Source organism: Paenibacillus sp. MDMC362 (assembly GCF_003269305.1).
Classification (GTDB): domain Bacteria; phylum Bacillota; class Bacilli; order Paenibacillales; family Paenibacillaceae; genus Paenibacillus_AQ.
Genome location: NZ_QLYT01000024.1, coordinates 253,852 through 280,739, shown reverse-complemented (window position 1 = coordinate 280,739; position 26,888 = coordinate 253,852). Strand labels below are relative to the sequence as shown.

Genomic DNA, 26,888 nt, shown 5'->3' with positions numbered 1-26,888 from the left:
CTTTCACAGTGGACAGACTGCATTTAGAGGAAACATAGCGATTATCAGTTTTACTGCAAACTTATACATTCCCTTATCTTAAATTAGCCCCAAGCCAGTGAGCATGCTGTAACTGCTCTTGCTTGGGGCTAATCCTGCAACCTGTATTATTCGTTAATTCTCATAGGAATCGACCAGCAGGGCGTACACGATGCCTGGCCCGTGAACGCCAATCGTAAGATCGTTCTCGATATCGGCGGAACGGCTCGGGCCCGAGATGAAATGGATTCCCGCCGGCAGCTGCTCGCGTCCGGCCTGGTCAAACTGAACCAGAATCTGGCCTAATCGGGTAACCATTCGCTCTATTGGGATGATGGCTATTAACACGGTCGGCAGCAGGCTGACCGAACGTCCTTTATGCGGAGCTGATTTCACCGTAATCGAACCGGTGTACGCCGCAGCATAATCCGCCATGACGACACCAAAATCGGCTCTGGCAGCGACAGCCCTCCAGTCCGTGTCCGCTGCCTCATTCCAGGAAAGAACAAGCGCCTCCGGCAAGCTCTCTTCCAGCCCCAGGCGGTCCAGCGCGTCTTCCTGCTGACGAAGAATCGTAGCCGCACTCATCTCCATCGCTTTGTCCCTAATAAACCGGCTGACCTCTTCGTGATGGCTCAGCCTTACCACATGGCCTCCTGCCGCTTCAAAGTTGGCGGTAAACTGCGTAATCCTCTCCTCGAGCGGCCACTCAAACTCATTCCAGAAATCGGGGGCACCGCGGAAAGGGTGCTCCGGAGCGGTGCGAACCCGGCTTCTGCCCAGCTTCGCGGCAATTCCATCCATGAACTGCTCCTGCTTCTTGCGAGACTGTTCTTCAAGACGGCTCAGCCAGCTGCGTTCGGTTTCGTTAGTCATGGGCCTTCTCCTCCTTTCCGAACTTCTGCTGCTGAAGCCGCTCCTTCAATCGGTTTGCGATGTCAGGGTCCATTGTCCCGGAAGTTCCGCGAATATCCTGCTCCATCTCCGGCCATCGGTCACGGAAGGATTGCTTAGGGAGACTTGGGGTTACCCTGTATGAATTCCACCCCTTCAAAGGTCCGATCCGCGTTCGAATCTCGCCGCCTCGAACCACCAATTTCTGGCCCCACTTTCCGAGGGATACCACGCTGCGATAACGCTTGGCATTCCCCATGATCGCCGAGAAGCCCTTCATGCCCATCGCTTCCAGCTTGTCACCGCGCCCGGCTTCAATCTTCCGGCGGCGCAGGGATACCAGCATATCATGCAGCGGAATCTTCACGGGGCATGCTTCATAACAAGCGCCGCACAGGCTGGATGCATTGGCTATATCGTCCCATTCCGCGACGTTCTTGTTCAAGGCCGGCGTTAATACGGCACCGATTGGGCCGCTATACGTGCCTCCATAGGCGTGCCCGCCAATATGGCGATATACGGGACAGGCATTCAGGCAGGCGCCGCAGCGTATGCAGTTAAGCAGCTCCTGAAATTCGGGGTCGCCGAGCTGAAGAGAACGTCCGTTATCAATGATGATAATATGCATCTCGTCCGGTCCATCGGCATCCAGTTCTCTTTTCGGACCACTGATACCGGACATGTATACCGTCAGCTTCTGACCGGTCGCCGAACGCGGGAGCAAGGTAGCCATGACTTCGAGATCCGCCCATGACGGAATAATCCGCTCCATGCCCATCAGGGTAATCTGCGTCTTGGGCACCGTCGTCACCATGCGGGCATTGCCTTCATTCTCGAACAACACCATTGAACCCGTCTCGGCGATCGCAAAATTACACCCCGTCATGCCAATGTCGGCTTCAAGGAATTTTTCTCGCAGCTTCATGCGGACAAAACCTGCCATAATCGCCGTATCGGGCGGCAGCGTTTCGCCTGCCTCTGCAGACAACAGCTCCGCAATCTGGTAACGGTTCTTATGGATGGCGGGAATGATAATATGAGAAGGCGTTTCATCCGCCAGCTGAATAATATACTCGCCGAGATCCGTTTCGACGGCCTCCACTCCGATCGAATCGAGCGCCTTGTTCAAATGCAGCTCCTCGGACACCATCGATTTTGATTTCACGACGGACTTGGCCGACTTATGCTCCGCAATCTCAAGGGAGATCGCGACCGCTTCTTCCGCCGTCTCCGCAAAATGGACATGGGCTCCGTTCGCCCTGGCCTGCTCAGCAAACTCATTCAAATAATAATCCAGGTGAGCGATAGTATGGAGCCGGATTTGGCGTCCCCGTTCCCTCCACTCATCCCAGTTGCCATGCTCCTCCGACGCAAGCTTTTTGCCGAGCCGCAGCCGCTCTGTCGTAAACTTCACCGCATTGCGCAGAAAATCATTGTTGAGGGCGTAACCTGCACGTACCTTAACCGTTTGCGCATTCGATTCAGCTGTGCTCATGTACGCCCACCCCCTCATACAACAGCTCGGCCAAATGCTTGACCTGAACCTTCGCGCCCCGGTGGCGCAGATTGCCGGCAATATTCATAAGGCAGGCCATATCGAGACCGACAAGCACGGATGCCTCGGTCTCCAGCACATGATCGCTTTTCTCTGTGACCATCGCCCCCGAAATGTCCGCCATTTTCACGGCAAACGTTCCGCCGAACCCGCAGCAATCCTCTGCAAACGGCAAGGGGACGAGCTCCAACCCTCTGACGTGACTCAGCAGTTTCATTGGCTGCTCCTTAACCCCGAGCAAGCGGCTTCCGTGACAGGATGGGTGATAGGTTACCTTTTGCGGATAGACTGCGCCAACATCGGACACACCCAGCACGTCAACGAGGAATTGCGTAAACTCATAGCATTTGGATTGAAGCGCTTTCGCTTTATTCAGGTAAACGGGATCGTCCTTGAACAAATCCGGATAATGATGAATCATATACGTGCAGGACCCCGAAGGGGACACCACAAAGTCGCTGTCGTCAAAAGCGTCCAAAATCGTTCTGGCGCTGATGCGCGCCTCTTCCCAATAACCGCTGTTGTAAGCAGGTTGGCCGCAGCAAGTCTGGATTTCGGGAAATTCCAGCTGCACGCCGTACCTTGCCAGCAGTCTTGCCATCGATTCAGCTACCCGCGGGAACAAGGCATCGCTGAGACAAGTGACAAATAATGAAATCTTCAACATCTTCACCCCGCTTATCATCAGGATATGGACCGAAGAATCGGCCTCTAGCAAGAACCCCCCGGAACGGGGGGATTCCATGCTGCTATGTTATAGAAGTTTGCTCTATACAGATTCGATCTTGATGCCCAAAGCTCGATAAGGTGCCGCTTCCTCATCCGTCAATCTGCGATCGGTAATGATCAGATTCACTTGGGATAGATCGGCAACCTGCGCAAAAGCCTGCGTGCCGAATTTGCTGGCATCGGCGAGCAGAATGGTCTCATCTGTCATTCCGATCATTTTATGCTTGATTTTCGCCTGAAGCTCATTGGATTCGCTAAGGCCCCGCTCGATGTGCACACCCTTGCAGGATAGAAAGGCTTTATCCACGTAGTAAGCATCCAGCGAGCGTTCCGCAAGCGGACCGACAAAGGACAGGGAACGATGAGCCAGAATGCCGCCTGTGGAGATCACCTGAACCCTCTCCTTGGTGCTCAGCTCAGCAGCCACCTTAATCGAATTCGTCAGTACGGTAATCGGAATATCCGGTATGATTTTCGCCATGTACCAAGCCGTAGAGCTTGCATCCAGCAGGATGCGATCATTCGGATGGATTCGCTTAACCGCTTCCTCCGCGATCCGCTGCTTCTCCAGCGCATGCATGATTTCCCGTTCAGCATATGGTATTTCCGGCTGCGACCGCTGAATTTCCGGTTGATCCTTCACGCTAACCGCTCCGCCATGGGAACGGCGCAGGCGCCCTGCTTGCTCCAGCCTGTCAAGATCGCGGCGAATCGTTTCTTCCGTTACACCGCAGAGCTGACTCAGCTCGGAGACTCGGATGCTCCCTCTTTCGTTGACCAACTGTACTATTTTCTCATATCGTTCTGCAACCAGCATCATACCGCCCATCCTTACTGTTCGTATATTCTATCTCTTCCCGGTCCGCTGACCGAACACCCCGTAAGCCTCCTCCCATAAGGAAGTTTCCTTCGGCTCGTAGGTCTTGACCGGGAAGGACTCTCTAATGACTGCGCGTGCTTCCCATATATCGGACAGCTCGCCTTGCGCGATCCACTGCACGGCCATATTGCCGATGGCACTGCCCTCCGCAGGTCCGGCCCATACGGGTTTCCCTATCGCATTCGCAGTCCACTGGCATAATGTTTCATTATGAATGCCACCGCCCACCATATGCAAGCCCTGAAATTTTTGCCCCGACAATTCTTCGGTCAACTCCAGCACATAACGGTACTGCATGGCCAGGCTCTCCATAATGCAGCGTACAAGAGCGCCTACATCCTGCGGAACGCTCTGGTTTGTGCGCGCCGCATATTCCACTACCCGTTTCGGCATATCTCCGGCTGGGAGGAATGCGGGATCGTCGGGATCAATAAAACAAGCAAATGCCGGCGCCGCATCCGCCATCTTAACCAAATCGGGATAGGAGTAGGTTAACCCTTCTCGTCCCCAGGTCCGCTGACACTCCTGCAGGATCCAAAGTCCCATGATGTTCTTGAGCAATCGGTACGTGCCGTAGGCTCCTCCCTCATTCGTGAAGTTCAGCTCTCTGGCCCGTTCATGAATGACAGGCTGATCGACCTCAGTTCCCATCAGCGACCAGGTACCGCAGCTTAAGTAAGCGAACGAACGCTCTATAGCCGGAACCGCGACCACGGCGGAAGCCGTATCATGTTCTGCAACCGTATAGAGCGGAATCGGCGGGATCCCCAGTTCCTCCGTGACGGTTGATCTCAGAGCCCCAACATGCGTACCGGGCTGAGAAACAGGGTGAAATAACTTATGAGGCATATTCAATGATTTCAAGAGATGATCATCCCAGCTCGCCGAAAGCGGGTTATACAGCTGCGTAGTGGTAGCGTTCGTAAATTCATTCGCCATCTCGCCGGTCAAGAAGTACCGAAGCAAATCGGGAATCATCAGAAAACGCTCGGCTTCTTGAAGCAGGTAGGGCTTCTGCCGCTGCAAGGAAGCCAGCTGATAGATCGTGTTGAAGGAGAGGAACTGAATCCCCGTCCGATCAAAGATCTCGGCAGGAGGCACATCCCGGAAGACCTGTTCCATCACGCCATCCGTGTGCGTGTCCCGATAATGATACGGATTCATAAGCAGCTCCCCGCTCCGATCCAGAAGTCCGAAATCCACCGCCCAGGAATCAATGCCGATGCTCGTCGGGAGACTATGCTGTCCCTTCAATCGGAGCAAGCCCTGCTTCATCTCGTGGTAGATCCGCAATATATCCCATTGGAAACGGTCGCCGATTCGAACCGGATCGTTCGGGAACCGGTGAATTTCCGTTACGTCGATGGTTCGGCCGTTCCATTGGCCCAGCATGGCCCTGCCACTGCTTGCGCCCAAATCAAATGCAAGAACGCTCAAGGCTCCCCAGCCTCCTTGTCAGATCATAATCAACGATTCAGGCACGAGCCCGAGTGATACTCCGTCTCTTCTCATGCTTGCGTACGCTTCAGCAATACATCCTGTTCATACTGTTTCACTTCGGACAGCCACTCTTCTCTTACAGGTACGCCCATGCGTTCGCAGTAATAATCCCACACCGCTCCAAACGGATAGAATTTAAACTCTTCCGTTAACGCCAGGCGAGTTGTGTAATCGCCTTCAAGTTCGGCCTGTTTCAGCCGATCCACAGGTTCCAGCTTGGCGCGCAGCAGCGCCTTAATCGTATTGCGGGTACCGATAACCCACGCGGCGATACGGTTAATGCTGGCATCGAAAAAGTCCAGTCCAATGTGGGTAACATCCAGCAGGTTATTGCGTACCAGCTCGCGCCCAATCTCGGTCAGTTCATCATCCATGATAACGACATGGTCGCTGTCCCAGCGCATCGGCCGGCTGACATGAAGGAGAAGTCCGTCGGTGAAAAGGGCAAGCGATGACAGTTTGCCGGCAATGCTCTCGGTTGGATGGAAGTGACCCGCATCCAGGCAGATCAGCTTGTTGTTTCGAATGCCGTATCCCATGTAGAACTCGTGCGAACCCACAACGTAAGCCTCGGAGCCCAGTCCGAACAGTTTACTCTCGACGGCATCGAGGTTCCATTGCGGATTAATATCTTCAGCAAAAATTTCATCCAGCGCTTCCTTCAGCCGCTGCCTCGGCGCCATTCGGTCTACCGGCATATCCTTGTATCCATCCGGAACCCAGATATTCGTCACGCACGTTTGACCCAGCTGTTCGCCGAAGTAAGCCCCGATTCTTCGCGATGCCTTGCAATGCTCAATCCAAAATTGACGGATTGCCGGATCGGCATGACTCAGCGTAAACCCATCCTTCGATTTGTGGTGGGAGAAGCAGGTCGGATTAAAATCGAGTCCGATTCCTTGCTCTTTAGCCCAATCCACCCAAGATTGGAAGTGCCTCGGCTCCAGCTGATCCAGATCAACGGTTTCGTTGGTATCCGCGTAGATCGCGTGGAGGTTCACCTTGTGGGATCCCGGAATGAGCGACAGCGCTTTTTCCAGATCGGCCCGCAGCTGTTCCGGCGTACTTGCAGCGCCTGGATATTCTCCGGTCACGGAGATGCCCCCGGACAGCTCTTGGTCGCGAAACAGGAATCCCCGGACATCGTCTCCTTGCCAGCAGTGAATGGAGATTTTAATGCGTTCAAGTTCCGTCAAAATTTCGTCCACGTTGATGCCATGCTGCCCATAGAGCTTTTTCGCTTCTTCAAAGTTCCTTGCAACATCCTGCCTCATCCCATATCCTCCCCTATGATGAGGATAGCTAGGTCATCGCTGACCCAGCTTCCCATCTTAATAAGAAAATCTTGACTTCTTGCGGTAGATGCGTTGTATCTTCATTCGATTAACGAGTAAACGCAGCAGGCACCCCGCCGTCAATCGTCAGCATGCAGCCGGTTGTCTTCGAAGATCTTGATGATGCAAAGTAAGCGATGCCTTCGGCAATATCCTGCGGATAGATGTTGACAAGCAGCGTTGTGCGTTTACGATAGTGCTCTTCAAGCTGATCCGGTTCAATCCCGTAAGCTGCTGCCCGCTCGTTTCTCCAGTTCGAATTCCAGATCGCGGAGCCTTGCAGAATGGCATCCGGAAGAATGGTATTGACTCGAATGCCGTATTCTCCGCCTTCCGCAGCAATGCAGCGAGCCAGGTGAGCCTCCAGTGCTTTTGCGGAGCTGTATGCAGTCACGTTTTTGCCGGCATAGACCGAATTTTTCGATCCGACAAACACCATACTTCCGCCAACGCCCTGTGTCTTCATCAACGAGAAGGCCTCCCGTGCAACCAGGAAATAACCTGTGCCCAGCACGTTCATGTTCAGGTTCCATTCCTTCAGCGATGTCTCGTCAAACGGGCTGGATGTCGCAAGGCCCGCATTGTTGACGATAATGTCAACACCGCCATAAGTGATGGAGGTTTCTCGATAGGCGCGTGTTACGGCCTCTTCGTCGGTTACATCCATTTTAACAGCAAAGGCCCGATTCTCCCCGTATTTTGCATTGATTTCCTCAGCTACTTGCTGCGCGCCTTCCAGGTTCAAATCCGCCAAAACGACATGTGCGCCTTCAGCTACCAGCCTGCGGGCCGTGGCACTTCCGATACCGCCTGCTCCCCCGGTGATAAAAGCGATCTGGCGCGAAAACTCCGCTTCGGCCGGTGCGAGACTCAATTTATACAGCTCAAGCGGCCAATACTCCACGTTGTAGGATTCATTTTCACTCAGGGATACAAAATCGCCCAGGGCCGTCGCGCCGCGCATGACCGCAATCGCCCGATGATACAGGGCGCCGCTGACTTGCGACATCGCCCAGCTCTTGCCCGTGTTGATCATGCCGATGCCCGGAATAAGAATGACGCGCGGAGCTGCCTCGAACATCATGTCGCCTTCATGATGGTTGCGTTCAAAATAAGCTTGATACTGCTCTTTGTATGCTGCAATGCCTTCGATCAGCTTTGCCTTAAGGCCTTCGACATCTTCAGCATCAGGTGTCCAGTCGATGAAGAGAGGAACTACCTTGGTATGAACCAAATGATCGGGGCAAGCTGCGCCTACTTGGGACAGCTTCGGCGAATCGATACCGCCGACAAAGTCCAGCACATCCTCTTGATCGTCGAAGGACAGGATCATCTTCTTCACATCGCTGACAGCACCGCGGACCGCTGGCATCACTTCGGCGGCAATGCTGCGGCGCACTTCCGAGGCCAGTGGGGCGAACTTCCGGCCACCGAACAGCTTGTCGTTATTCACTCGCGCTTCGATGAAGGCTTCCGCTTCACTAATGATACGAATCGTTTGTGCGTAACAGGCTTCCGATGTATCGCCCCAAGTGACGAGCCCGTGCTTCTCCATTAGTACAAGCTCGGCTTTCGGATTAGCCAACACCCCTTCGGCAATCATCTTAGACAGCGTAAATCCAGGGCGAACGTATGGTACCCACACAAATCGGTCGCCAAAGATCTCCCGGGCTAATTCTTTGCCGTTATGGGCGCAGCATAAGCTGATTATTGCATCCGGATGCGTATGGTCCACATGCCGAAACGGCAAGAAAGCGTGCAGCAGCGTTTCAATGGATGCGCGCGGGTGCTTCGCATCGACCATGCAGTGACCCAGGTAAGCTACCATCTCTTCATCCGACATCGAATCCCTTTCGAATAGTGGCCGGATGTCCTCCATCCGCAAGCCTGTGAAATTGCCCGCTTTCATGGTAGCCAGATCCGATCCGCTGCCTTTTACGTACATAACCTCTATGTCTTTGCCGCGAAAATCCTGAATCGTTGTTTTGCTGGACGTATTGCCGCCGCCCCAGTTGCATACACGCCGGTCGGAACCGATTAAATTCGAACGGTAGACCAGCTCATCCAATGTATTTTGTGCTTGCTGTGCCTTTGACTGTTCCCATAAGCTTTGAACCATGAAGTTTCCCCTCCGATTGACCATATGAATTTGCTTTCATTTGTTTCCCATAATATCACGCCCGTTTATCTTTGGATAGTATATTTTCAAAAATAAACACAGATTTATTTATGTTTATTTAGGATTACGTTTTGTGAATCTATTACAAACAAAAAAAGCAGCCCTGCCAGAGTTGCCTCTAATCAGAGCTGCTATGCTGCTATATGATGAAACTATGATTTGTTCGGGCCTGCGGCTGCCATTTGATCCGCCTTTGCAATTCCTTCAATCAATACATCACGAAACGCAATTTCGTCATCATTGACGTAACCCATAAATACAATCTCCGAGATATCTTTATGGTTGAAAAAAATATTGGAATCCGCGGTCAGATTCCCGTGAGGATAGAAGCAGGCCACGTAATCCCAACGCTTCAACGTCTTGGAGTCGTTCTGCATTCGACCATAGATCATCAGCGTCTGGTCCCATTCCTTGAACTTGACTACAGATCCGATTGGCAGCAGCTTCTGTTCCGTTTGCTCATGCTGTTCCATGTTGATCAACCCTTCAATATTTTTTTACCGATCCAATATACAATCGACACAACGAGCGGTACTCCAACGAGAAAGGATAGGCAAATGACTGCTTTTTCCGCAGCTGCGTAACTTGTGTCAAGCAGGTTGGGAATCACGGTGCCCAGCACACCGACAACAGCAATGATCACCATTATGTATTTGAAACGTTTTTGTTTATCGCTCATCGGCGGTGCTCCCCCTTCTATTTTACCGTAATCGCTCCTCCGAGCCCGACAAGGCTTGCTCCTGGTCCTAACGGCACGTGGAACTTTAAACCGCTCTTCCCTACCTCAGCCGATGCGCCGAGTACGCCGAGTGAAGCGGAACCTCCAATATGCAGCTCCTTATCCGTCCATGGAAGCGGAATATTCACGCCGCCTTCATATTTGTTTAATGTTGCTTCAGCCCCGACGCTGAGCGTGCCATCCTTGACGGCTGCCTCAACCTCGGCCTTAACCAGGCTAACCGATCCTTCGACATGATCATTAGCATAGCCTGCTTCTACAACCGCCCCGCTGGCATGCGCTCCTTCGGAAAGGCTGGCCCCTGCGCTGCCTGTTATGGCCTTGGCAAATAACCCATTCTCTTCATGCTTGATTACGCTGCCTTCCACATTTACACCTTTAAGTGCTGCATCCAGCGGGTTACTTGAAGATTTTGCAGAAACACCGGAAGCCATGGTTGCAGAGCCTGCTGCAGCTGCCGTTGCGATTCCGGTTCCGGAGGCTGCTCCAGCCAGAATGCCTGCACCGGCAACCGCTCCTGAACCGGCAACTGCTCCTCCAGCGGAAGCACCGTTCACCATCTCATCCGTGGTGCGGAATTTGACGGATATTTGCTTCAGTTCGGTGGATATCGATTGTAAGCACTCCACGAACTTGAGCATCGTTGTCCTGGCATGCTGGTAATCTCCGTAAAACCGCTCGCGGGTCATCCCCTCCCACTGGCCTTCCATTTCATGAATGCTTCGTTGAAGCCTCTCCACCATATCGCTGCTAAGTTGTCCAGACTGAGCAAATTGCGTGGATACCTGCTCCAACTGCTCGGGTGTAACTAAAATTCGATTGGACATAAATACGGACGCCCCTTCTGTCTTTTTTGCTCTGCTCTTCAGGCAGTTTAACAGCATATTTCGATTCCATAAACCTATTAACCGGCCCATCTCGTGAATAACCACATTTTTCAATTTTAGTAGGTATACAGGAAAGGAGCAATCAAGCGAGAGGTTCATTTCTTGGTGACTAATCTAGTAAAAAAGAACTGGCTCCGTTTCTCTCCCGTCCTGATTAACACCCGCTCATCCCCGGCTTTAGTCCAGCCTTGAAATCATTCCGGGGTACAGGGTCCCCTTACATCCCCAGCCTGTTAAAGTCACCCCCATTCTCCTGTAAATTATAAACAATTCATCATTACGGAGAGGGTGTCATTCATATGAATCAACTTGCACGTGAAGCGACGAACCGGGCGATCAAGCTGTATAAGCAGGAGACTTGGCTTTTGCTGACGGGGCTGCTCGGGTTTTTGTTAGCTGGAATATGCGGAATATGGGTATTGGTGAATGGCGGACCTGTCTCGCCCGACGGAGATATCTCCAAAGCGTTTTCCTTCAACGCTGCCCTGGGGATCTTCATCATATCAACCGCCATCATTTTACCGGTTTCCGGTATGAGGCCTCGAAGCAAGTCGATCTACCGCTGGTGTTATATTCCGCTTGTTCTGTTCTCCTATTTCGCCGAAACCGTTCAAAACTTCCGCGGTGTCGATCCGCGGTTCGTACAGGACGGCTCGACCTTTGATTTTGTCATCTCGGCTATTTTTCCTGCTGTTGCGATTCTGCTTATCGTATTTTACCTGATCCTTGGCGCCCAGTACTTCCGCAAGCGCGTAATGCAAGCCCATCCGGAACTCGGGCTCGGCATACGTTATGCCATGATCGCGGTGCTGGTATCTTTTGCAGCCGGCATATGGATCTCCATTAATGCGGGACGCTTTACCGGGATCGGCGGCAATATCATCTGGCTGCACGGATTAGGGTTCCATGCTCTGCAAGCGATTCCTTTTGTGGCGTGGCTGTCCATGAGGAAATCCGTCAACCCTGCGGTTAAACCGATACTGATCCATATTAGCGGCTTGGCGTATTTGTTCGGATTAATCTCCATCGGATGGCAGACGTTTCTTGGATACTCCATCGCCGAATGGTCCTTGCTTCCGATTCTGGCGGGCAGCTGTTTTCTTGTCTCATTCACACCGGTCATATGGCTGCTTGGTCAATCGAATACCTCCGTTGAACCCATCCACAATGTCCACTCCACTCGTAATATATAAGTCTTGTTTAAGAAAAACGTTAATCGACGAACATTCTCAGAAGACAGACCGCGTTTACAGGATGATTTTCTTGCGATATCAGGAAGGCCCATGCTTCGAAGTTTATACTTCCTGACATCTAAAAAAGAGACAGTGCCGGGGAAGTCCCCGCCTGTCTCTTCTATAAAAACACTGCGCCCGTAATCTAAAGCCTGTGACCGCTTAAATAAACAAAAACGGAATGAGGAACAACAGCGCTATGGCTTCCCATGCAAGCACATTGGCTCCCCAGCCGTATCCGCCGTAACCGTAAGGTCCAAATGCGGACGTGTGCGCACCGCCTTTAGTAGACTTCGAGGATTTCTTGCCCTTCTTGCCTGTTGCGGACAATATATATGCGGACGGGTTCGCAAATTCGAGTTCAAGGCCTCGATCATGTACACCGCGTATGGTCCCCACGACTTCCGTTCCATCACGCATGACAGCGCAAACGGTTTTGCCGACGTAACCTTTGCATCCTTCTGCCGAAATTGGTATTCGCTGCACTCTATCTCCCCCTCCCCAGCGTTTGTGTATTATATTCCCCCTGGTGAGAAGGCGGCAGAGATAGATGTCCACGTCGCCAAAAATCCGCAATTGAACCTCACTTAATCACTAGCTTTACGATAGGCTCTAACCATTAAATCTTCGTCGATTGCGCCTTGAAACCGCTCTGATATCACACCGTCCGGCTTAATGACGTAGGTGGTCGGATAGGCCACCACCTCATAGTGTCTCGTGCTTGCTCCGCTCTGGTCGTATAAGACAGGGAAGGTTAAGCCATTTTTCTCGACGAAAGTTTGCACCTCGCTCATGCTATTTTCCAAATGCGTCATATTAACAGCCAGAATGATCACATTCTCATCCTGATATTTATCGTAAAAATCCTGCATATAAGGCATTTCTACCTTGCAAGGCGGGCACCAGGAGGCCCAGAAGTTCAGAAGAACGGTTTGCCCCCGATAATCGGACAGTTTGACCACCTGCCCTTCCCGATTCATCAGCGAAAAATCCGGTGCCCGAAGTCCGGGCTTTAGCCCTTCAGCAATGGTTTCCGGATTGCCTTCCACATTCGGAGATACAATCGCTCCTCGCTCGCTGGCCGAGGTGAAAGCAAAGTCATAGATCACCCACACGAAGAGAGCCCCCATGATGAGCAGCACTGCTCCATTTCTCCCTAGTCCCAGGGTAAGGAAGCGGGACAGCGAAGAATGGAAATGAAGCCAGCTCATCGTCAGCAATATGCCGAATAATAGCATATAGAATAATGAGGAGTTTACACCGGCACCGTCCACCCACAACCACTGAAATACATACCCGGCCCATCCGCACGCAAATGCAGACAACAGTGCGGACTTCAGCAGCAGACCTGAATTCTCCCTTTTTTTGTTCCAGCGCAGAGCTGCGTAGACCAGGGCTAGAACGGCCCCGAGCCATATCCCCTTCGTCCCGCCGGTCATGTAAATAAGCGAGGTGGGATGCTGAACAGTGCGGATCGGATCGAACACCAGCATCCCGAATTTCCATGAAATAAAACCAATGATAAGTACAGATAAATAAGTGTCCAGGATCCATTCCCGCTGCGGCATCTGACGCAAACGAATTCGAAGCGCAGCAAATCCGGCCGCCGCACAGATCAGAAAAATCACGATGTCGGCCCTCATCATAAAAGGACCGATCGGAATTATACTCAAATGCAAACCTCCTCAGGCCGGCAATCCAATTACCCGCCGGGGTATATTCTCATCATAGTAGATTCCCTCTCTAATGTAAACTCAAGCGGGGCATTTTTTAGGAGAATGCCCCAATCCGGTCAATGGAACTCCACAGCAGAGCCACTTCCGTATGCGTTTTTCCGCCGATTACAATCTCTTTTCGTCTCCGTTCCTGGCCGCCCATATGTTTATAAAAATGTTCAGCCGAATTACCTTCCAGCACCCAGACCAGTAAAGATCGATACCCTTTCTTTTGCAGGAACTCCTTCAGCCTCGCAAACAGCTCCCGTCCCCAGCCCATCCCCTGTATCTCTTCCAGGAGATAGATCGCGTAGAGTTCTCCTACATCAGAAATCTTCTGCTCTCGCTCCGTGCCGTAAGACATGAACCCGTAAATCTGGCCTACTTCATCGGCAATGACCAGAAGTTGTTCGTCCTCCGGCATATTGGCAAGCTTTCGGCGCCAGCCTTCGATCCGATCCGCGGCGGACAAATTTTCTAAAAAGCTATCATCCACGATCCCCTTATACGTCGTTTTCCAACTATTCACATGGACGTTGGCGATGCCTTCTGCATCCTGATCATTTGCATGTCTAATCTGCATGAACTCCCTCTTCCTCCTGCCCATATCTTAATCCCTATGTATTCGCGGACATGATCCGCAATCCTTTTTTTTCTTCGTGAACGCTTCATCCCCGATGGCGCAGTGCCCATTCCCGGCATAAACATATCAGGATATTGCTATCACCTACAGCTGACTTTGGAAGGAGCGCATCTCGATGAATAAGGCATTGATACGGCTTGAAGATATCGGACCGGGCGGCTGGTATGAGACGGAAGAACAACAGGCGAAGCTGCTGGTCATCGCGCAGTACCTGCATCAGCTGCAGATTCCCTTTCATGTGGCCGTCATTCCGCGATATGTCGATCCGGGACATCATGTGGATCGGTCGATAGAGGATCACCATGATGAAGCTTCCCTTCGATTTGTCCGGCTGCTGCAGACGATGGCAGACCTTGGCGCCTCGCTTGGTATTCATGGATATACGCATCAGTACGGGGGATCGGTAAGCGGCGACGGATTCGAGTTTGCATATCCCGAATGCAGCGCCGACTGTCCTCCGGATGACTCTCCTGCAACGCTCCAATCGCTCCCCCAGCTCCAGCAATCTTATGCATATCAGCGGGTACAGCGGGCTCATAAGATGTTCCAATCAGCTGGTCTTCCGGCGGTCTGGTATGAAACTCCTCATTATACTGCTTCATCTGTCCAGCGGCATATTATCGAGATCTGTAACGGCATCCTCTATGAATCTCCGCCTTCCAGCCCGGATGCAAGGACAGCCGCACTTCAGCATATCCCGGACGATCCGTTGACAAACGGAACGATCTACGTTCCCACTCCGCTTTATTATGTGGCAGGTGATAAGATCGAGGAAGAAGTCACTAGGATGGAACGGACATTGCAGACTTTCACAGGCGCCCGCGAGCTGGCTTCATTCTTTTACCACCCCTATCTCGAATTTCCCTATATCCGCTTCCTTGCTGACGGCACTGTGCAATATGACGAGCATTCGCCGCTCAGAAGAATCATTCAAGCCTTCAAGAGGGAGCCTAAATCGTTTGTGTCCATAACCTCGATCATGCCCTTCATACCGGATTTCAGGGAAACCCGATTGCTGGACAGGATGACCATGAAACACCCTAGGTTTCTGCGAGCCAAGAGAAAAGGGCTGCCGGATCGATGGATCGTCCGGGACGAGACCAACAACCTATGGTACGACGCTGCTCTTGAGGTCGGGTTCCCCATGAAAATCCATAATGGCATACGATATATACGCCCCGTGTTGGCAGACTGGCCGCTACACCCGGGTGGGACTGCGATGGTTGGCGATTACGATGGAGATGGCAGCATCGATGCGGCTGTATGGAATGCGGAGCTTGGGATATGTGAGGTTGCCTTGGGCTCAGGCATCCGTTTAGTACCTTCGGGCCATTGGCTCTGTGAATCCGGAGCCGTGGACTGGAAAGCTCTTACGGGAGATTTTGACGGGGACGGCAGGCATGATTTATTGATATGGGACCCTGTCACAGGGAAAGCCGCCATTGCTTTTAGCTCCGGGCGTGATTTTTATTCTCCCCTAATTCAGCATGAGGTTTCCGCACGGGGTGAAGGCATGATACTCTCCATAGGAGATGTGAACGGCGATGGGCTGGATGACCTGGTTGTGTGGAATTCCGGCTCGGGCACATGCCAGGTCTGGTTAAGCACCGGGAAACAGCTCGTGGACGCGGGAGATTGGTATTCCGCCAAGCGTCCAATGGGTTCATCCATATCCTTGATGCTTGGCGACGTGGATGGCGACGGGCTGGATGATATGATTCTCGTTGAACATACCGAAGGGAACTGGTTCGTTCTATATAGTTCGGGGAGTGCCTTCGGGCGGCAGGAAGAACGGTTTGGGCCCTGGGTTGCCGGAGAACGGATGACTCCTTACATTGGCGACCTGATGGGCAATGACCGTGTCAGTCTCCTGGTATGGTCTCCGAATCGGCTCGGCGGAACCTTGGACGCCGCCATCAATTCCAGGGACCGGACAATTCGGATAAGGACATGATATACTTCTATACAACGAAACCGGGTTTATGCCTAACTTCCGCTGTACGCGGTCTGTCATCTAAGAAAGAACGCCGATAGACTCTATAGGATCATCTCTATACTTATTTCTACATTTGGAGGAGAAATCATGTCATCCAATAGCAAAAGCAATTCTATCAACAATACAGCCGGTCCATCATCCCCAGTTAAAATCGTGAAACCCAAGCTCCCCAAGCAGCTTGAGCCTATGATTCTATCCGATACTGGCGTTGACGATGAATCCTCATTTATTCAATCCACTTGTCAGGACGAAACCCTGTCTTATATTTCAGCCGACAAGGTTCAATTCGATCAAATGATATTCCATAATGTTACGTTCCAGCACGTCACGCTCCACCATGCCGAACTAACGGATCTTGTGTTTAACCACTGCGACTTGTCCAACGTCGATCTTAGTGAGGCCATTATGTACCGCGTACAATTCAATCATTGCAAAATTCTGGGGCTCGACTTGACGGCAGCTACCATCCGTAATGTCGTATTCGATCATTGTACGGGCGACTACGCTACGTTCCGTTTTGCTAACATGAAGCAGGTGTCCTTCCAATCCACCTCGCTCGTAAAATCGGATTTTTATCATTCCGAATTAAGCAAGGTGGAATTTGTGGATTGCCAGATCGACCAATCGCAGTTCTCCGGCACGAAGCTTGCGGGAATCGACTTAAGCCGAACGGACTTTCATAACATTGGCGTGACCCTGGAAGATCTTCAAGGATGCATCATATCGCCTCATCAAGCCATCCCGTTAACCAAAATATTCGGTCTTGTCGTGAAAGAATGACCTTAAGTTATACTTAGCCCATATAATCAAGTTCTTTCGTTTAGATGGGAACGTATATACATGCACAGCATAAAGCGGCTTACTCCGTGGTCCGCTTGGACCTTTCGGGTTAAGCCGCTTTATTAGATCATCCTATTATTGATCAAGGGTGTATTTCTGCAAATCAAGCGGGAGCGGCGCCGGGATGTCACAGGTGCTGACCATCTCATAGCGCTTGCCTTCATCGGAAGCATCATGGAAGCCCCACATGGCTTCAAGCACATGATAGGCAAGCTCGCCGCTCGCACGATGAGCTCTTCCGCTGCGGATGGCGTAGGCCATATCCGCCGGGCCGATCCCTCTTGTATTCTCGTTATACCCGGGAAGCAGCGGCTCTTCCGTCCACTCGGTTTCTCCGGTCAATCGATATTGAACGGAACCGCCAAAGCCGTTGGGATCCGGGACGAGCATTGTCCCCTTGGTGCCGTAGATTTCAATATTAGGCAGCGTGCTGCCTCCAAATACATCAAAACTCGTAATCAGCGTGCCAATCGCGCCGTTATGAAACTCCATAAGTCCAGCCACGTGAGTAGGAATGTCTACTTGAATTTTCTGACCCTGTTTTTTCTCACTGGTAATCGTCCGCTCCGTAAGGGCCGTTCCGGTCATGCCGCTGATACGGCGGATTGGTCCCAGCAGCTGAACCAGCGCCGTCAGGTAGTAAGGCCCCATATCGAACATCGGACCGCCGCCGGCGGCGTAATAAAATTCCGGATCGGGATGCCAATGCTCATGACCGCGACTCATCATAAATGCGGTCGCTGCAATCGGCTTGCCGATGCGCCCGTCTTCAATCAGCTTCAGTGCCGTTTGGATTCCTGCTCCAAGAAATGTCTCGGGAGCACATCCAACGAGCAGTCCTTTGGACGCAGCCATATCCAGCACCGCCTTACCCTCTTCACGGGTTACGCCAAGGGGCTTTTCCACGTACACATGCTTGCCGGCTTGCAGCGCATCCAGCATAATTTGCGCGTGTAGTGCAGGTATCGTCAGATTAATGACCAGCTCAATCTCCGGATCTGCAAGCAGCTCCTCGGTAGTGTATACATTCGGAATATGATACTTGGCAGCCTGTTCCTCGGCACGGGCACGATCGATATCCGCACACGCCGTCAGCTCCAGGATATCGAACTTATGGCAGTTTTCCATATAGATGCCGCTGATTTTTCCGCAGCCAATGATGCCAACCTTTACTTTCTTCATGTTCCTAGTCTCCTTCTGCCTATTGGCTGTCTCCCATGCCTGTGTAGCCTTGACCTTCCGTAAACACACTCATGTCCGAACCCGAATATAATGCTTTTCCTTCAGCAGCCCAGAGCAGTCCCCTGCGCATCATTTCCTTCACCTGCGGCATATCGACGATATCGGCATGATGGCCGAGGGAATTGTAATAGACCCGTCCATATCCCCAGCGCTTCGTCCATACTACCGGCATATCAACCGCTTTGTTCAGCAGATGCGGTCCGGCCACAACCGGAAAGCGAGTGGTTGCCAGCACTTCAACGGCCGGATCGACATGCAGATAATACTGCTCGGAGACCACCGTAAAATCCTGCATCCCTTCCACCAGGGGGCTGGAGCTCGATTTAATCTCAACCTGGTACTTCACGCCATCGTTGCCCGGATGCGCAACCCATTGACCTCCGGTCATGAACTGCCAATCCACATTGTTGCGAAACGAATCGCACATGCCGCCGTGACAGCCCGCCAAGCCGGTTCCCTTCTGCACGGCAAGCGATACGTTGCTCGCCTGCTCCTTCGATATTTCTCCCATCGTCCATACCGGCACGATCAGATCCAAGGCCTGAAGTTTCTCTGCATCATTAAAAGCATCCAGCGTGTCGGACACCTCAACCTCATATTGCTCAGCCCGAAGCAATTCCGCGAAAATGCCGGCAACCTGCTCAGGTTCATGTCCGTCCCAGCCGCCCCATACGATCAAAGCCTTTTTCATGCGTAGCACTCCTTTTTTATGTGTCCGGCCAGAATTGGCCGAATGACTTGATTACATTTCCGACAACCGCACCCAGCGGCGTTCTTCAATGGATTTATCCACGGCTTCCAGCACAGCCTGACATTTCACGCCATCCTCGAAATTCGGCACAGGCTGCCTTCCCTCGGAAATAGCAGTCGATAGCTCCAGGATTTCATGCGTAAAGGTGTGCTCGAAACCGATCGTATGTCCCGGCGGCCACCATGCCTCCATATAATCGTGAACGGGATCGGTTGCCAGCACGCGGCGGAAGCCCTGAACATCCTCATCGTCGGACGTAAAGTAAACCTCCAGCTCATTCATTCGTTCAAAATCGAATTTGACGCTGCCCAAGCTGCCGTTGATCTCAAAGGAATTGGTGCTGCGGTGCCCTGCGGCAAAACGCGTCGCCTCAAAGCTGCCCAGCGCCCCGTTCTCGAAGCGGGTCATGAACAACGTGGCGTCATCTACCGTCACTTTCCCCATGGGACCGCCTGCACTTCCTTTTGCGCTTAACCCGGTCATCTCGCTGGCAATGGGACGCTCCTTGATAAAGGTCTCGCTCATTCCGATCACTTCCTGCATATCACCGACCAGATAATGCGCCAGATCGATCAGGTGGGCACCAAGATCCCCATGCGATCCGGATCCGGCCACTTCCTTCTGCAATCTCCATACCAGCGGGAATTGCGGGTCCATGATCCAATCCTGCAAAAACCAGGCGCGGAAATGATAAATCTGACCCAATCTTCCACTCTCAACCAGCTTCTTGGCCAGTCTTACGGCTGGCGAAAATCTATAATTAAACCCGACCATATGGGTGACTCCCGCTTCTTCCGCCGCCTGCAGCATCTCTCTGGCATCCGCCAAGGTCAAGGCAAGCGGCTTCTCGCAAAATATATGCTTCCCCGCCTTGGCTGCGGCAATGGCAATCTCCTTATGGGCATCGCTTGGCGCATTGATATCGATCAGATCGATATCTTCCCGATTGACAAGCTCCTTCCAATCGGTAACGCTTTCACCCCAGCCCAATTGATCCGCAGCTGCTTGCACGGCCGGTACATTGCGGCCGCAGATCGCCACCATTTCAGGCTTCAGCGCCTCCGGGAAAAACATCGGCAGGCTCCGGTAAGCATTGCTGTGGGCCTTACCCATAAATTTATAACCAATCATGCCGACACGTAATTGTTTCATCCTTCATTCCTCCTTGAATAAGAGTTCATTCATTTCGATGAAGCGAAGATGCACGGATCACCAGGCGAGTTGGCAGCTGGCGATGGAGCACTGCGTTCGTTTCGCTGCCTTCTGGCAGATCGGAGGCGTCCAGCATACGAAGCACATGATCCGCTGCAAGGCATCCCAGTTCATAGAACGGAACCCTCACGCTGGTAAGCGGCGGCGTGCACAGCTCGGCGGCTTCCGAATCGTCATACCCGACAAAGGCAGGCATTCGCTCCTCTGAAATGCCTAGCGCACGCAGCCCCTGCTGAAGTCCAATCGCCATGCGGTCATTGGCGGCAAATACGGCTTCAATCCGTTCCAGCTTCCCGGCGACGTGCTCGGCAGCGGCATAACCGCTTTTGCGGCTGAAGTTGCCTTCGAACAGCAAATTTTCATCCAGCTCGATTCCCGCTTCATTGAGTGCCCGGCTGTACCCCTTCAACCGATCGCGACTATTGGAATACAGGGGCGGCCCATTAAGAAAAGCAATGTTCCGAAATCCCTGCTGCGTCAAGTGACGAACGGCTTGATAGCTGCCATCCACATGATCGGCATCCATAACGTGAAACGCCTCGCCGTCAAAGTATTGATTAATCAGGCAATAAGGGTGATCCGCTTCACTCAGCTGCTTGATGGCCGCACGTTCGCCTTCATCATCCCGCGAGCCAAGAATAATGCAAGCGTCGACCTTCTGGGTGCGGAACAGGTTCAAGTAGTCCATTGAACCGCCGGGCTCACGGAACAGCATCAATAGGTCATATTGGCTTTCCAGCGCCTTACTGCCAATACCGCTTAATATTTCGGAAAAATAATAAGCGGAGAAGATGCGGGCTTTCGGCAGGTAGGGCATGACAACGCCCAGATTACCGCTTCTTCGGCGGGCAAAACTTCGGGCAAGCGCACTCGGGGCATACCCAAGCTGATCCGCCGCTTCCAGCACCCGCTGCTTGGTCTCTTCCTTGATAGGTCCGACCCCGTTCAATACGCGGGAGACCGTCGCTTCCGAAACGCCGGCAAGCTGTGCTACCTCTTTACGACTAGCGATATTCATCAAGCCTCCTGCAATTTATGTACGCGCGTACATTTTCTCATGGAGCCTCGCTGTTGTCAACCGTCTTAACCTGCAAAATTGTTCTTGCACCCTTATTTCAGATGTGCCATAATCTTCTCCAGATACTTATTAAACCTGTTTAAAAAGAAAGGGAAGTGGTGATGGATACGCGCAAAGAACCTTTACCCACACCGCAATCCATGAAATACGCCGTACGGCGCGCGCTCCGCGCTTCCCTGCTGGAGCTCGGTAGCGGAACCAAAGCGGAGCTGAGTGACAGGCTCGGCATCAGCTTTCCAACGGTGAGCAAAGTGCTGGAACAGATGGCGCAGGAAGGCGAAGTTACCCTGCTCGGACTGGATGAGTCCAGCGGCGGGAGACGTGCAAACCGCTACGCGTTTAACCCGGACTATATGCTGGGTCTCGCCGTTTATTATGAGAAGGAGCGGAGCGTGTACACCATGTTTAACTGGAACGGCGATCTGGTCGAACGACAAGCTGAAGAGGGCATTCTCCAGCTTGGACCGGAAGCGCTGGCTTCCCAGCTAAGAAGCTGGATCCACCGTTATCCGAAGATCCGCTCGATCGCCGTCGGCATGCCGGCTGCGGTGCGTGATGGCGTCGTTTTTCACGTGCCGCTGTACGGGACATTCCAGGATTACGACCTCAAATCTTATCTGGAGAAACAGTTCTCGATTCCAGTGATCGTGGAGAATGACATGAATGCGGCCGTGCTTGGCTATCAGAATCTGAGCCGCACGGAGGAAGCTTCTCTTGTATACGTGTATCTCGGACACAATGGACCGGGGGCCGGGCTGCTGATCAACGGAAACGTCGTTCGGGGCAAGTCGTTCTTCACGGGTGAGATCGGCTACGTACCGATGAGCAATAACAACAATTTTCAAGATGTATTGGAGCGTAAAAGTGCCGTCATGAGCAGTCTCATCGAACCGGATGAGGAGCAAATCGATGCGTTGGGCCGATTAAGCGCCGCCTTCACCGCGATTCTCAATCCGGATGCCATTCTGTGGTGTGAGCATAACCTGCTGCCCTCCACTCTGCTCTCCATTAAAGACCGGGCATCCGCCTACGTACCGGAGCGCCATCTGCCCGAAATGCTGCTTCGCGAATGGGAGCAAGACTATATAGCCGGCCTGCAGCGGCTTGCTCTGGACATGATGATATCCGATACAAGTGCAATGTAAAATTCAACGATGACGATTGGGGAATAACCGTGAATACAGACCTTCAAACGAAAGCAAAACCTAAATTCAGCAAAGACTACACCCTTCATCTGGCAACCATCTTTCTGGGCTTTATCATATTTGGAATATCGGAAAACATTAAGGGACCCGCCATTCCAAGGATTCAATTCGATTTCCACCTGGATGAAATGCAGATCGGCACCTTGCTATCGCTGAACGCGCTCGGGTACTTGATTGCCTGCTCTTTTACCGCGCTGTTAACCCGAAAGATCGGGATCAAGTGGGTCAGTATGACTGCCTTCGGTTCGATGGCCATCTCGGGTGTGTTGATCTTCCTGTCGCACAGCTACCCGATGTTTACCGCATCCTATTTCTTGATGTACATTGGAAACGGTATGCTGGAGATCGGTCTCGCCATATTGGCGGCCCGGATCTTTGTGCGAAACACAGGCACGATGATGAATCTGTCCCATTTCTTCTACGGAATCAGCTCAACCGTGGCACCGATGATTGCATCCGGCCTCATGACCGTAACCGTGTTTAATTACACGCTGGACTGGCGGGGCATGTATCTGGCCATGCTGATGTTATCCGTGCTGCCGATGATCCCGGCTCTCATGAGCAAGTTTCCCGGGGACGATCTATCCGAAACGGACCGAACCCCGCTCAAGTTGTTAGTTAAAGATCCTGCGCTGTGGCTGGTCGTCATGATCCTATCCTTTGGTGTCGTATCGGAGATGGCAGTTGGCGGTTGGCTCGTAAACTTTCTTGAAAAATCGTACAAATGGGAACCCACGGCTGCTGCCGGGATGCTGTCCGCCTTCTTCCTCTGCTTCTCGGCAGCACGCCTGCTGCTCGGGCCAATAACGGACCGGATCGGCTTCACGCTGTCCATCATCATCCTGTCCGCGTTGACAGGCGTATGCACATTTATTGCAATCTTTGGCGGAGAATCCTATGCGTTCCTGTTCGCGGCAGCAGGCATTGGAATTGCTCCGATATATCCAACGGTCATGGCGCTTATTGCCAAAAGATATCCGAAAGAGAGCGACACCGCGATTACGTTCATCGTCACCATGATGGGAATCGGCAGCGTTATCGGCAATTACGCGATCGGCGCGATCACGAACGGATTCAAGCAAATGTACGGCAGCGGAACTGAGCTCGGGCTGCTGCGCGGGCTTCAGGCCGGCTATGGCTTCATCGGATTGTGTGCCATCCTATGCTCGCTCTTTGGCATCCTTCTGTACCGTTATCTAAAAGTCCGCAAGCAATTGGTCTAATCCTATGATTCCTTGAACACTAAAGGGAGCCCTCTTATAAGTACAAGAGGGCTCCCTTTTATTGATTATGGTCGTTTGCCTACACACACCCGAATTAACCCAAGTCGGGTTGATCGACAAGTTCGATGCTTGCCGTTTCGGTATGATGCAGCTCAAACACCAAGATTTCATTGCGGCCCTGCTTCAGCAGGGGTCCAGGCAGGTAAAGCGCTGCTTGCGGTCCTTGTTCCCAGTAACGCCCCAGGTTGAAGCCATTGACCCAGACAACCCCTTTTCCCCATCCGTCCAAGCGGACGAACGTATCTCCAATGTCATCCACCGAGAATTCACCCCGATAGAAGGTAGGGCGATCCTGCTGTTCAAACGGACCCGTAAGCGGTTGAAACGGTGCCGCATTGGGATTGTCTAGCGGCATAGGATAGATGTTCCAGTCATACAGGAACTGGTTGTTCATCCGGACTCCCTCAGTGATTCCTTTATAGTCCTTCAGCTTCGGGCCGTAATTGATACGCCCCAGATTCTCGACAACGATCTCCAGCTTGGCGCCGGCTGCCGGAACATCGAACTGGAGGGCTTGGGGATTCCAGCGTTCAACCGTCCCCTGATACTTACCGTCCAGGAATACCTGTGCCCGGTCATGCACCTCTTGCAGATGCAACGACTCTCCCTGGCGAGGTCCGGAAATATCCGTTGCATAAACGATGAAGCCATAGCTTTGACCCAGCAGTTCCATCGGTACAGGTGTTGTACGCTTCACCGCCTCGGATAGCGTCGGCAGATGCTCCAGCAAGTCGGCAGAATGCGTCATGCGAACCGAGCCATAGCTTTTTTTCTTGACGGGCTGAGCCAAACTTGGAAAATCAGAGAGCTCTTTTCCCTGATGCTTCGCAATTGTGCTGCGAATAGCCTCGTACTTAGCCGTTACATCCCCGCACTCCGAGAGTGGGGCATCATAATCATAGCTGGTGATCGTCGGCTCATACTTCTCGTGAAAATTCGCCCCGTTATAAAATCCGAAATTGGTTCCCCCATGAAACATGTAGAAGTTCACGGATGCATTCAAGTCCAGCATCTCTTTGAATACGGCGGCAGCATCTTCCGCGTCCCGGGTATGATGCGGTTTCAGCCAATGATCAAACCATCCATTCCAGTATTCCATGCACATGAGAGGGTCTTCCGCCCGATATTCCCGCAGTTTGGCAAAAGCCTCTTCGGTTCTTGAACCAAAATTGACGGTGGCAAGCACGCCTGGAACGGTTCCCCCTTGCAGCATTCCGTCGGTGGGACCATCCGAAGTGAACAGCAATACATCTACATCCCGCTTGATCAAGCCATCCTTCAAATATTCCAGATATGCCGTATCATTTCCGTAGCTCCCGTACTCGTTCTCGATTTGCATTGCAATCACCGGGCCTCCATTGGAGGTTAATAACGGAACCAGCCGCGGAATCAGTTCATCATAATAATGGTCAACCTTCTCCAGATACAACGGATCCATGCATCGCAGTTGGATATCTGGATACTGCAGCAGCCAGGACGGCAGCCCGCCAAATTCCCATTCTGCGCATATGTAAGGGCTTGGCCGAAGGATCACATGCAGCCCGAGATCACCGGCGATTTGGACGAATCTCTCCAAGTCGGCGATGCCATCAAACGTAAATTGTCCTTCCTTGGGTTCATGCAAATTCCAAGGAATATAGGTTTCCACGGTGTTTAATCCACAGCTTTTCAGCTTCATTAGTCTGTCTTCCCAATACTCCGGCACGATCCGAAAATAATGTACGGCACCCGACAAAATCTGGATCGGCTCATCACCGAGCACGAACTGTTGATTAACCGCTTTCAGTTGATCTTTCATTTCCTGTTTCCTCCCTGCTCGTATCATTTTGCTTGCTATTGTCATCATCTATCAAAAGCTCGTGCTGCTCAATCCCCATATGGAGCATTCTTTATACCTTTTGTGCCAATATTCAGAATCGAGAAGAACCTATTATGATACAATATATGGCATAATCACTGGAATTTTCGAAGCTAAAGGAGCATGGCCATTATGGATATCGCTTTTCGCTTTCCCAATATGATTCACACGCTTCAAGTAACGGGATGCCATTTTGATTCCCAGCCGCCCGGCTGGAGTTATCCGAGGCATCATCATCACCTCTTTGAGCTGCTGTACTGTCTGGAAGGCGAAGTCCTGCAGGAAATTCATCGGGAGTCTTTTACGCTGCGGCAAGGAGAATGGCTTCTGATCAAATCCGGAGTCCCCCATCAAACCACGAATCTGGCCAATGGGCCATATGGATACTTTAATGTTCATTTTGATCTCGATGATCGGGAAATTCGGAGCTCATTATCCGCTGCCCCTTACCGCCACATTCGTCAGCAGGAAAGCGAGCACAGCAATCTGAAGGCATACGTTCAAGAGCTGGAGGGAATCGTTCGACGCAGTCAGCCGGAATCCCATTCGCTTCAACCGGAGAACCCGAGGGCTGAATACAATCTCACTTTTGAAGACAGACTGCTGCTCCAATCCTATACATTGCTCATCATCCACGATGTGCTCTCTCTCCTGAAGGTGCAGGATGAGCTCAAGCTGTCTTCGTCGACACAGGCAGTATCAGGCTCCCACAAGCCGTCTTCCTTGCTTGCAGCCGATGCGGCGCACGCCATTGAAGAGAAGCTGTCATCAGGGCTCACAGAGGAGATCTCTGTCGCAGCCGTATCCAAAGAGCTGAATTTAAGCCGCAGCCAATGCAGCAAGTTGTTTCGCCATGTTTACGGAATATCGCCAAGACAATATATCAGCCGACAAAAGCTCACCCTGGCCAAAGAGCTGCTGGTCACGACCCATCTGCCAATGACGGCGATTGCCGACAAACTCGGCTTTCGCTCAGCCAGCCATTTTTCAAGGCAATTCCGCCGCTGGACCGGGCAGTCGCCGACAGAATACCGTCCAAGACATTAAGTTTTCACCCTTGCAGGGTTTGCTTAGCATCCTAAACAAACAACGGTAACCAAACAAAAAAACCATCCTAA

The 26,888-nt window shown here is 52.1% G+C and carries 24 protein-coding genes; 6 read left to right on the top strand and 18 right to left on the bottom strand.

Annotation, left to right across the window (positions count from 1 at the left end; all coding sequences use genetic code 11):
- Positions 1 to 153 precede the first annotated feature (153 nt).
- The 10 genes from DP091_RS13775 to DP091_RS13730 form a co-directional block, all read right to left on the bottom strand.
- Positions 154 to 894 (bottom strand): LutC/YkgG family protein, encoded by a 741-nt coding sequence (locus DP091_RS13775; protein WP_113058824.1) that lies wholly within the window; start codon positions 892 to 894, stop codon positions 154 to 156.
- Positions 887 to 2,407 carry a LutB/LldF family L-lactate oxidation iron-sulfur protein gene (locus DP091_RS13770; RefSeq protein WP_113058823.1) on the bottom strand — a complete coding sequence of 507 codons (1,521 nt, stop codon included), beginning with the start codon at positions 2,405 to 2,407 and terminating at the stop codon, positions 887 to 889. The genes DP091_RS13775 and DP091_RS13770 overlap by 8 nt, the downstream gene beginning before the upstream one ends.
- Positions 2,394 to 3,131, bottom strand: a complete 738-nt coding sequence (locus DP091_RS13765; protein WP_113058872.1) for a (Fe-S)-binding protein — start codon at positions 3,129 to 3,131, stop codon at positions 2,394 to 2,396. Before DP091_RS13765 ends, DP091_RS13770 begins: the two co-directional genes overlap by 14 nt.
- A gap of 105 nt (positions 3,132 to 3,236) precedes the next feature.
- The gene (locus DP091_RS13760; protein WP_113058871.1) at positions 3,237 to 4,013 is read right to left on the bottom strand and encodes a DeoR/GlpR family DNA-binding transcription regulator; all 777 of its coding nucleotides are present in this window, start codon (positions 4,011 to 4,013) and stop codon (positions 3,237 to 3,239) included.
- 30 nt (positions 4,014 to 4,043) lie between these two features.
- The gene (locus DP091_RS13755; RefSeq protein WP_113058822.1) at positions 4,044 to 5,513 is read right to left on the bottom strand and encodes a rhamnulokinase; all 1,470 of its coding nucleotides are present in this window, start codon (positions 5,511 to 5,513) and stop codon (positions 4,044 to 4,046) included.
- 71 nt (positions 5,514 to 5,584) lie between these two features.
- Positions 5,585 to 6,850, bottom strand: a complete 1,266-nt coding sequence (gene rhaA, locus DP091_RS13750) for an L-rhamnose isomerase (RefSeq protein WP_113058821.1) — start codon at positions 6,848 to 6,850, stop codon at positions 5,585 to 5,587.
- A gap of 109 nt (positions 6,851 to 6,959) precedes the next feature.
- A complete protein-coding gene (locus DP091_RS13745) occupies positions 6,960 to 9,029 on the bottom strand; it encodes a bifunctional aldolase/short-chain dehydrogenase (RefSeq protein WP_113058820.1) in 2,070 nt (689 codons plus the stop codon).
- 212 nt (positions 9,030 to 9,241) lie between these two features.
- The gene (locus DP091_RS13740; protein WP_113058819.1) at positions 9,242 to 9,562 is read right to left on the bottom strand and encodes a DUF4176 domain-containing protein; all 321 of its coding nucleotides are present in this window, start codon (positions 9,560 to 9,562) and stop codon (positions 9,242 to 9,244) included.
- 5 nt (positions 9,563 to 9,567) lie between these two features.
- A complete protein-coding gene (locus tag DP091_RS13735; protein WP_113058818.1) occupies positions 9,568 to 9,768 on the bottom strand; it encodes a hypothetical protein in 201 nt (66 codons plus the stop codon).
- 17 nt (positions 9,769 to 9,785) lie between these two features.
- The gene (locus DP091_RS13730; protein ID WP_113058817.1) at positions 9,786 to 10,655 is read right to left on the bottom strand and encodes a WXG100 family type VII secretion target; all 870 of its coding nucleotides are present in this window, start codon (positions 10,653 to 10,655) and stop codon (positions 9,786 to 9,788) included.
- A 359-nt stretch (positions 10,656 to 11,014) separates the two neighbouring features.
- On the opposite strand from DP091_RS13730, the gene DP091_RS13725 reads away from it, so the two are divergent.
- A complete protein-coding gene (locus DP091_RS13725) occupies positions 11,015 to 11,908 on the top strand; it encodes a hypothetical protein (protein WP_113058816.1) in 894 nt (297 codons plus the stop codon).
- Positions 11,909 to 12,109: 201 nt separating this feature from the next.
- Here DP091_RS13725 and DP091_RS13720 read toward each other — a convergent pair whose 3' ends face one another.
- From DP091_RS13720 to DP091_RS13710, 3 genes are all read right to left on the bottom strand, one after another.
- Entirely contained in the window at positions 12,110 to 12,433 is a 324-nt protein-coding gene (locus DP091_RS13720) for a hypothetical protein (protein WP_113058815.1), read from the bottom strand.
- A 101-nt stretch (positions 12,434 to 12,534) separates the two neighbouring features.
- Positions 12,535 to 13,620: a redoxin domain-containing protein gene (locus DP091_RS13715; RefSeq protein ID WP_113058814.1), complete on the bottom strand. Its 1,086-nt coding sequence runs from the start codon at positions 13,618 to 13,620 to the stop codon at positions 12,535 to 12,537.
- A gap of 97 nt (positions 13,621 to 13,717) precedes the next feature.
- Positions 13,718 to 14,245: a GNAT family N-acetyltransferase gene (locus DP091_RS13710; RefSeq protein WP_113058813.1), complete on the bottom strand. Its 528-nt coding sequence runs from the start codon at positions 14,243 to 14,245 to the stop codon at positions 13,718 to 13,720.
- A gap of 175 nt (positions 14,246 to 14,420) precedes the next feature.
- On the opposite strand from DP091_RS13710, the gene DP091_RS13705 reads away from it, so the two are divergent.
- Together DP091_RS13705 and DP091_RS13700 are read left to right on the top strand one after the other, a co-directional pair.
- The gene (locus DP091_RS13705) at positions 14,421 to 16,259 is read left to right on the top strand and encodes a DUF2334 domain-containing protein (RefSeq protein ID WP_113058812.1); all 1,839 of its coding nucleotides are present in this window, start codon (positions 14,421 to 14,423) and stop codon (positions 16,257 to 16,259) included.
- Between the two features lie 129 nt (positions 16,260 to 16,388).
- Positions 16,389 to 17,081 (top strand): pentapeptide repeat-containing protein, encoded by a 693-nt coding sequence (locus DP091_RS13700; protein ID WP_113058811.1) that lies wholly within the window; start codon positions 16,389 to 16,391, stop codon positions 17,079 to 17,081.
- A 135-nt stretch (positions 17,082 to 17,216) separates the two neighbouring features.
- Here the strand turns inward: DP091_RS13700 and DP091_RS13695 are convergent, their stop codons facing one another.
- From DP091_RS13695 to DP091_RS13680, 4 genes are read right to left on the bottom strand one after another with little or no spacing between them, the layout of a single operon-like run.
- Positions 17,217 to 18,323, bottom strand: coding sequence for a Gfo/Idh/MocA family protein (locus DP091_RS13695; protein ID WP_113058810.1), 1,107 nt, complete (start codon positions 18,321 to 18,323; stop codon positions 17,217 to 17,219).
- 19 nt (positions 18,324 to 18,342) lie between these two features.
- Positions 18,343 to 19,074 carry a ThuA domain-containing protein gene (locus DP091_RS13690; protein WP_113058809.1) on the bottom strand — a complete coding sequence of 244 codons (732 nt, stop codon included), beginning with the start codon at positions 19,072 to 19,074 and terminating at the stop codon, positions 18,343 to 18,345.
- Between the two features lie 51 nt (positions 19,075 to 19,125).
- Entirely contained in the window at positions 19,126 to 20,286 is a 1,161-nt protein-coding gene (locus DP091_RS13685) for a Gfo/Idh/MocA family protein (protein ID WP_113058808.1), read from the bottom strand.
- A gap of 25 nt (positions 20,287 to 20,311) precedes the next feature.
- Entirely contained in the window at positions 20,312 to 21,364 is a 1,053-nt protein-coding gene (locus tag DP091_RS13680; RefSeq protein ID WP_113058807.1) for a LacI family DNA-binding transcriptional regulator, read from the bottom strand.
- A gap of 161 nt (positions 21,365 to 21,525) precedes the next feature.
- Here DP091_RS13680 and DP091_RS13675 point away from each other — a divergent pair, with 161 nt between their 5' ends.
- A complete protein-coding gene (locus DP091_RS13675; RefSeq protein ID WP_258394506.1) occupies positions 21,526 to 22,569 on the top strand; it encodes an ROK family transcriptional regulator in 1,044 nt (347 codons plus the stop codon).
- A gap of 29 nt (positions 22,570 to 22,598) precedes the next feature.
- On the top strand, positions 22,599 to 23,852 hold the full coding sequence (locus DP091_RS13670; RefSeq protein WP_113058805.1) for an MFS transporter: 1,254 nt from the start codon (positions 22,599 to 22,601) through the stop codon (positions 23,850 to 23,852).
- Positions 23,853 to 23,946: 94 nt separating this feature from the next.
- On the opposite strand, the gene DP091_RS13665 is transcribed toward DP091_RS13670, so the two are convergent.
- Entirely contained in the window at positions 23,947 to 25,710 is a 1,764-nt protein-coding gene (locus DP091_RS13665) for a glycoside hydrolase family 35 protein (protein WP_113058804.1), read from the bottom strand.
- 192 nt (positions 25,711 to 25,902) lie between these two features.
- On the opposite strand from DP091_RS13665, the gene DP091_RS13660 reads away from it, so the two are divergent.
- Positions 25,903 to 26,817, top strand: coding sequence for an AraC family transcriptional regulator (locus DP091_RS13660; protein ID WP_113058803.1), 915 nt, complete (start codon positions 25,903 to 25,905; stop codon positions 26,815 to 26,817).
- Positions 26,818 to 26,888 lie beyond the last annotated feature (71 nt).

Excerpts from the sequence above, each read along its gene's own strand:
- DP091_RS13775 (WP_113058824.1), bottom strand. The coding sequence starts at position 894 with ATGACTAACGAAACCGAACGCAGCTGGCTGAGCCGTCTTGAAGAACAG.
- DP091_RS13770 (WP_113058823.1), bottom strand. The coding sequence starts at position 2,407 with ATGAGCACAGCTGAATCGAATGCGCAAACGGTTAAGGTACGTGCAGGT.
- DP091_RS13760 (WP_113058871.1), bottom strand. The coding sequence starts at position 4,013 with ATGCTGGTTGCAGAACGATATGAGAAAATAGTACAGTTGGTCAACGAA.
- rhaA (WP_113058821.1), bottom strand. The coding sequence starts at position 6,850 with ATGAGGCAGGATGTTGCAAGGAACTTTGAAGAAGCGAAAAAGCTCTAT.
- DP091_RS13745 (WP_113058820.1), bottom strand. The coding sequence starts at position 9,029 with ATGGTTCAAAGCTTATGGGAACAGTCAAAGGCACAGCAAGCACAAAAT.
- DP091_RS13740 (WP_113058819.1), bottom strand. The coding sequence starts at position 9,562 with ATGGAACAGCATGAGCAAACGGAACAGAAGCTGCTGCCAATCGGATCT.
- DP091_RS13735 (WP_113058818.1), bottom strand. The coding sequence starts at position 9,768 with ATGAGCGATAAACAAAAACGTTTCAAATACATAATGGTGATCATTGCT.
- DP091_RS13730 (WP_113058817.1), bottom strand. The coding sequence starts at position 10,655 with ATGTCCAATCGAATTTTAGTTACACCCGAGCAGTTGGAGCAGGTATCC.
- DP091_RS13725 (WP_113058816.1), top strand. The coding sequence starts at position 11,015 with ATGAATCAACTTGCACGTGAAGCGACGAACCGGGCGATCAAGCTGTAT.
- DP091_RS13710 (WP_113058813.1), bottom strand. The coding sequence starts at position 14,245 with ATGCAGATTAGACATGCAAATGATCAGGATGCAGAAGGCATCGCCAAC.
- DP091_RS13705 (WP_113058812.1), top strand. The coding sequence starts at position 14,421 with ATGAATAAGGCATTGATACGGCTTGAAGATATCGGACCGGGCGGCTGG.
- DP091_RS13700 (WP_113058811.1), top strand. The coding sequence starts at position 16,389 with ATGTCATCCAATAGCAAAAGCAATTCTATCAACAATACAGCCGGTCCA.
- DP091_RS13695 (WP_113058810.1), bottom strand. The coding sequence starts at position 18,323 with ATGAAGAAAGTAAAGGTTGGCATCATTGGCTGCGGAAAAATCAGCGGC.
- DP091_RS13690 (WP_113058809.1), bottom strand. The coding sequence starts at position 19,074 with ATGAAAAAGGCTTTGATCGTATGGGGCGGCTGGGACGGACATGAACCT.
- DP091_RS13685 (WP_113058808.1), bottom strand. The coding sequence starts at position 20,286 with ATGAAACAATTACGTGTCGGCATGATTGGTTATAAATTTATGGGTAAG.
- DP091_RS13680 (WP_113058807.1), bottom strand. The coding sequence starts at position 21,364 with ATGAATATCGCTAGTCGTAAAGAGGTAGCACAGCTTGCCGGCGTTTCG.
- DP091_RS13675 (WP_258394506.1), top strand. The coding sequence starts at position 21,526 with ATGGATACGCGCAAAGAACCTTTACCCACACCGCAATCCATGAAATAC.
- DP091_RS13665 (WP_113058804.1), bottom strand. The coding sequence starts at position 25,710 with ATGAAAGATCAACTGAAAGCGGTTAATCAACAGTTCGTGCTCGGTGAT.
- DP091_RS13660 (WP_113058803.1), top strand. The coding sequence starts at position 25,903 with ATGGATATCGCTTTTCGCTTTCCCAATATGATTCACACGCTTCAAGTA.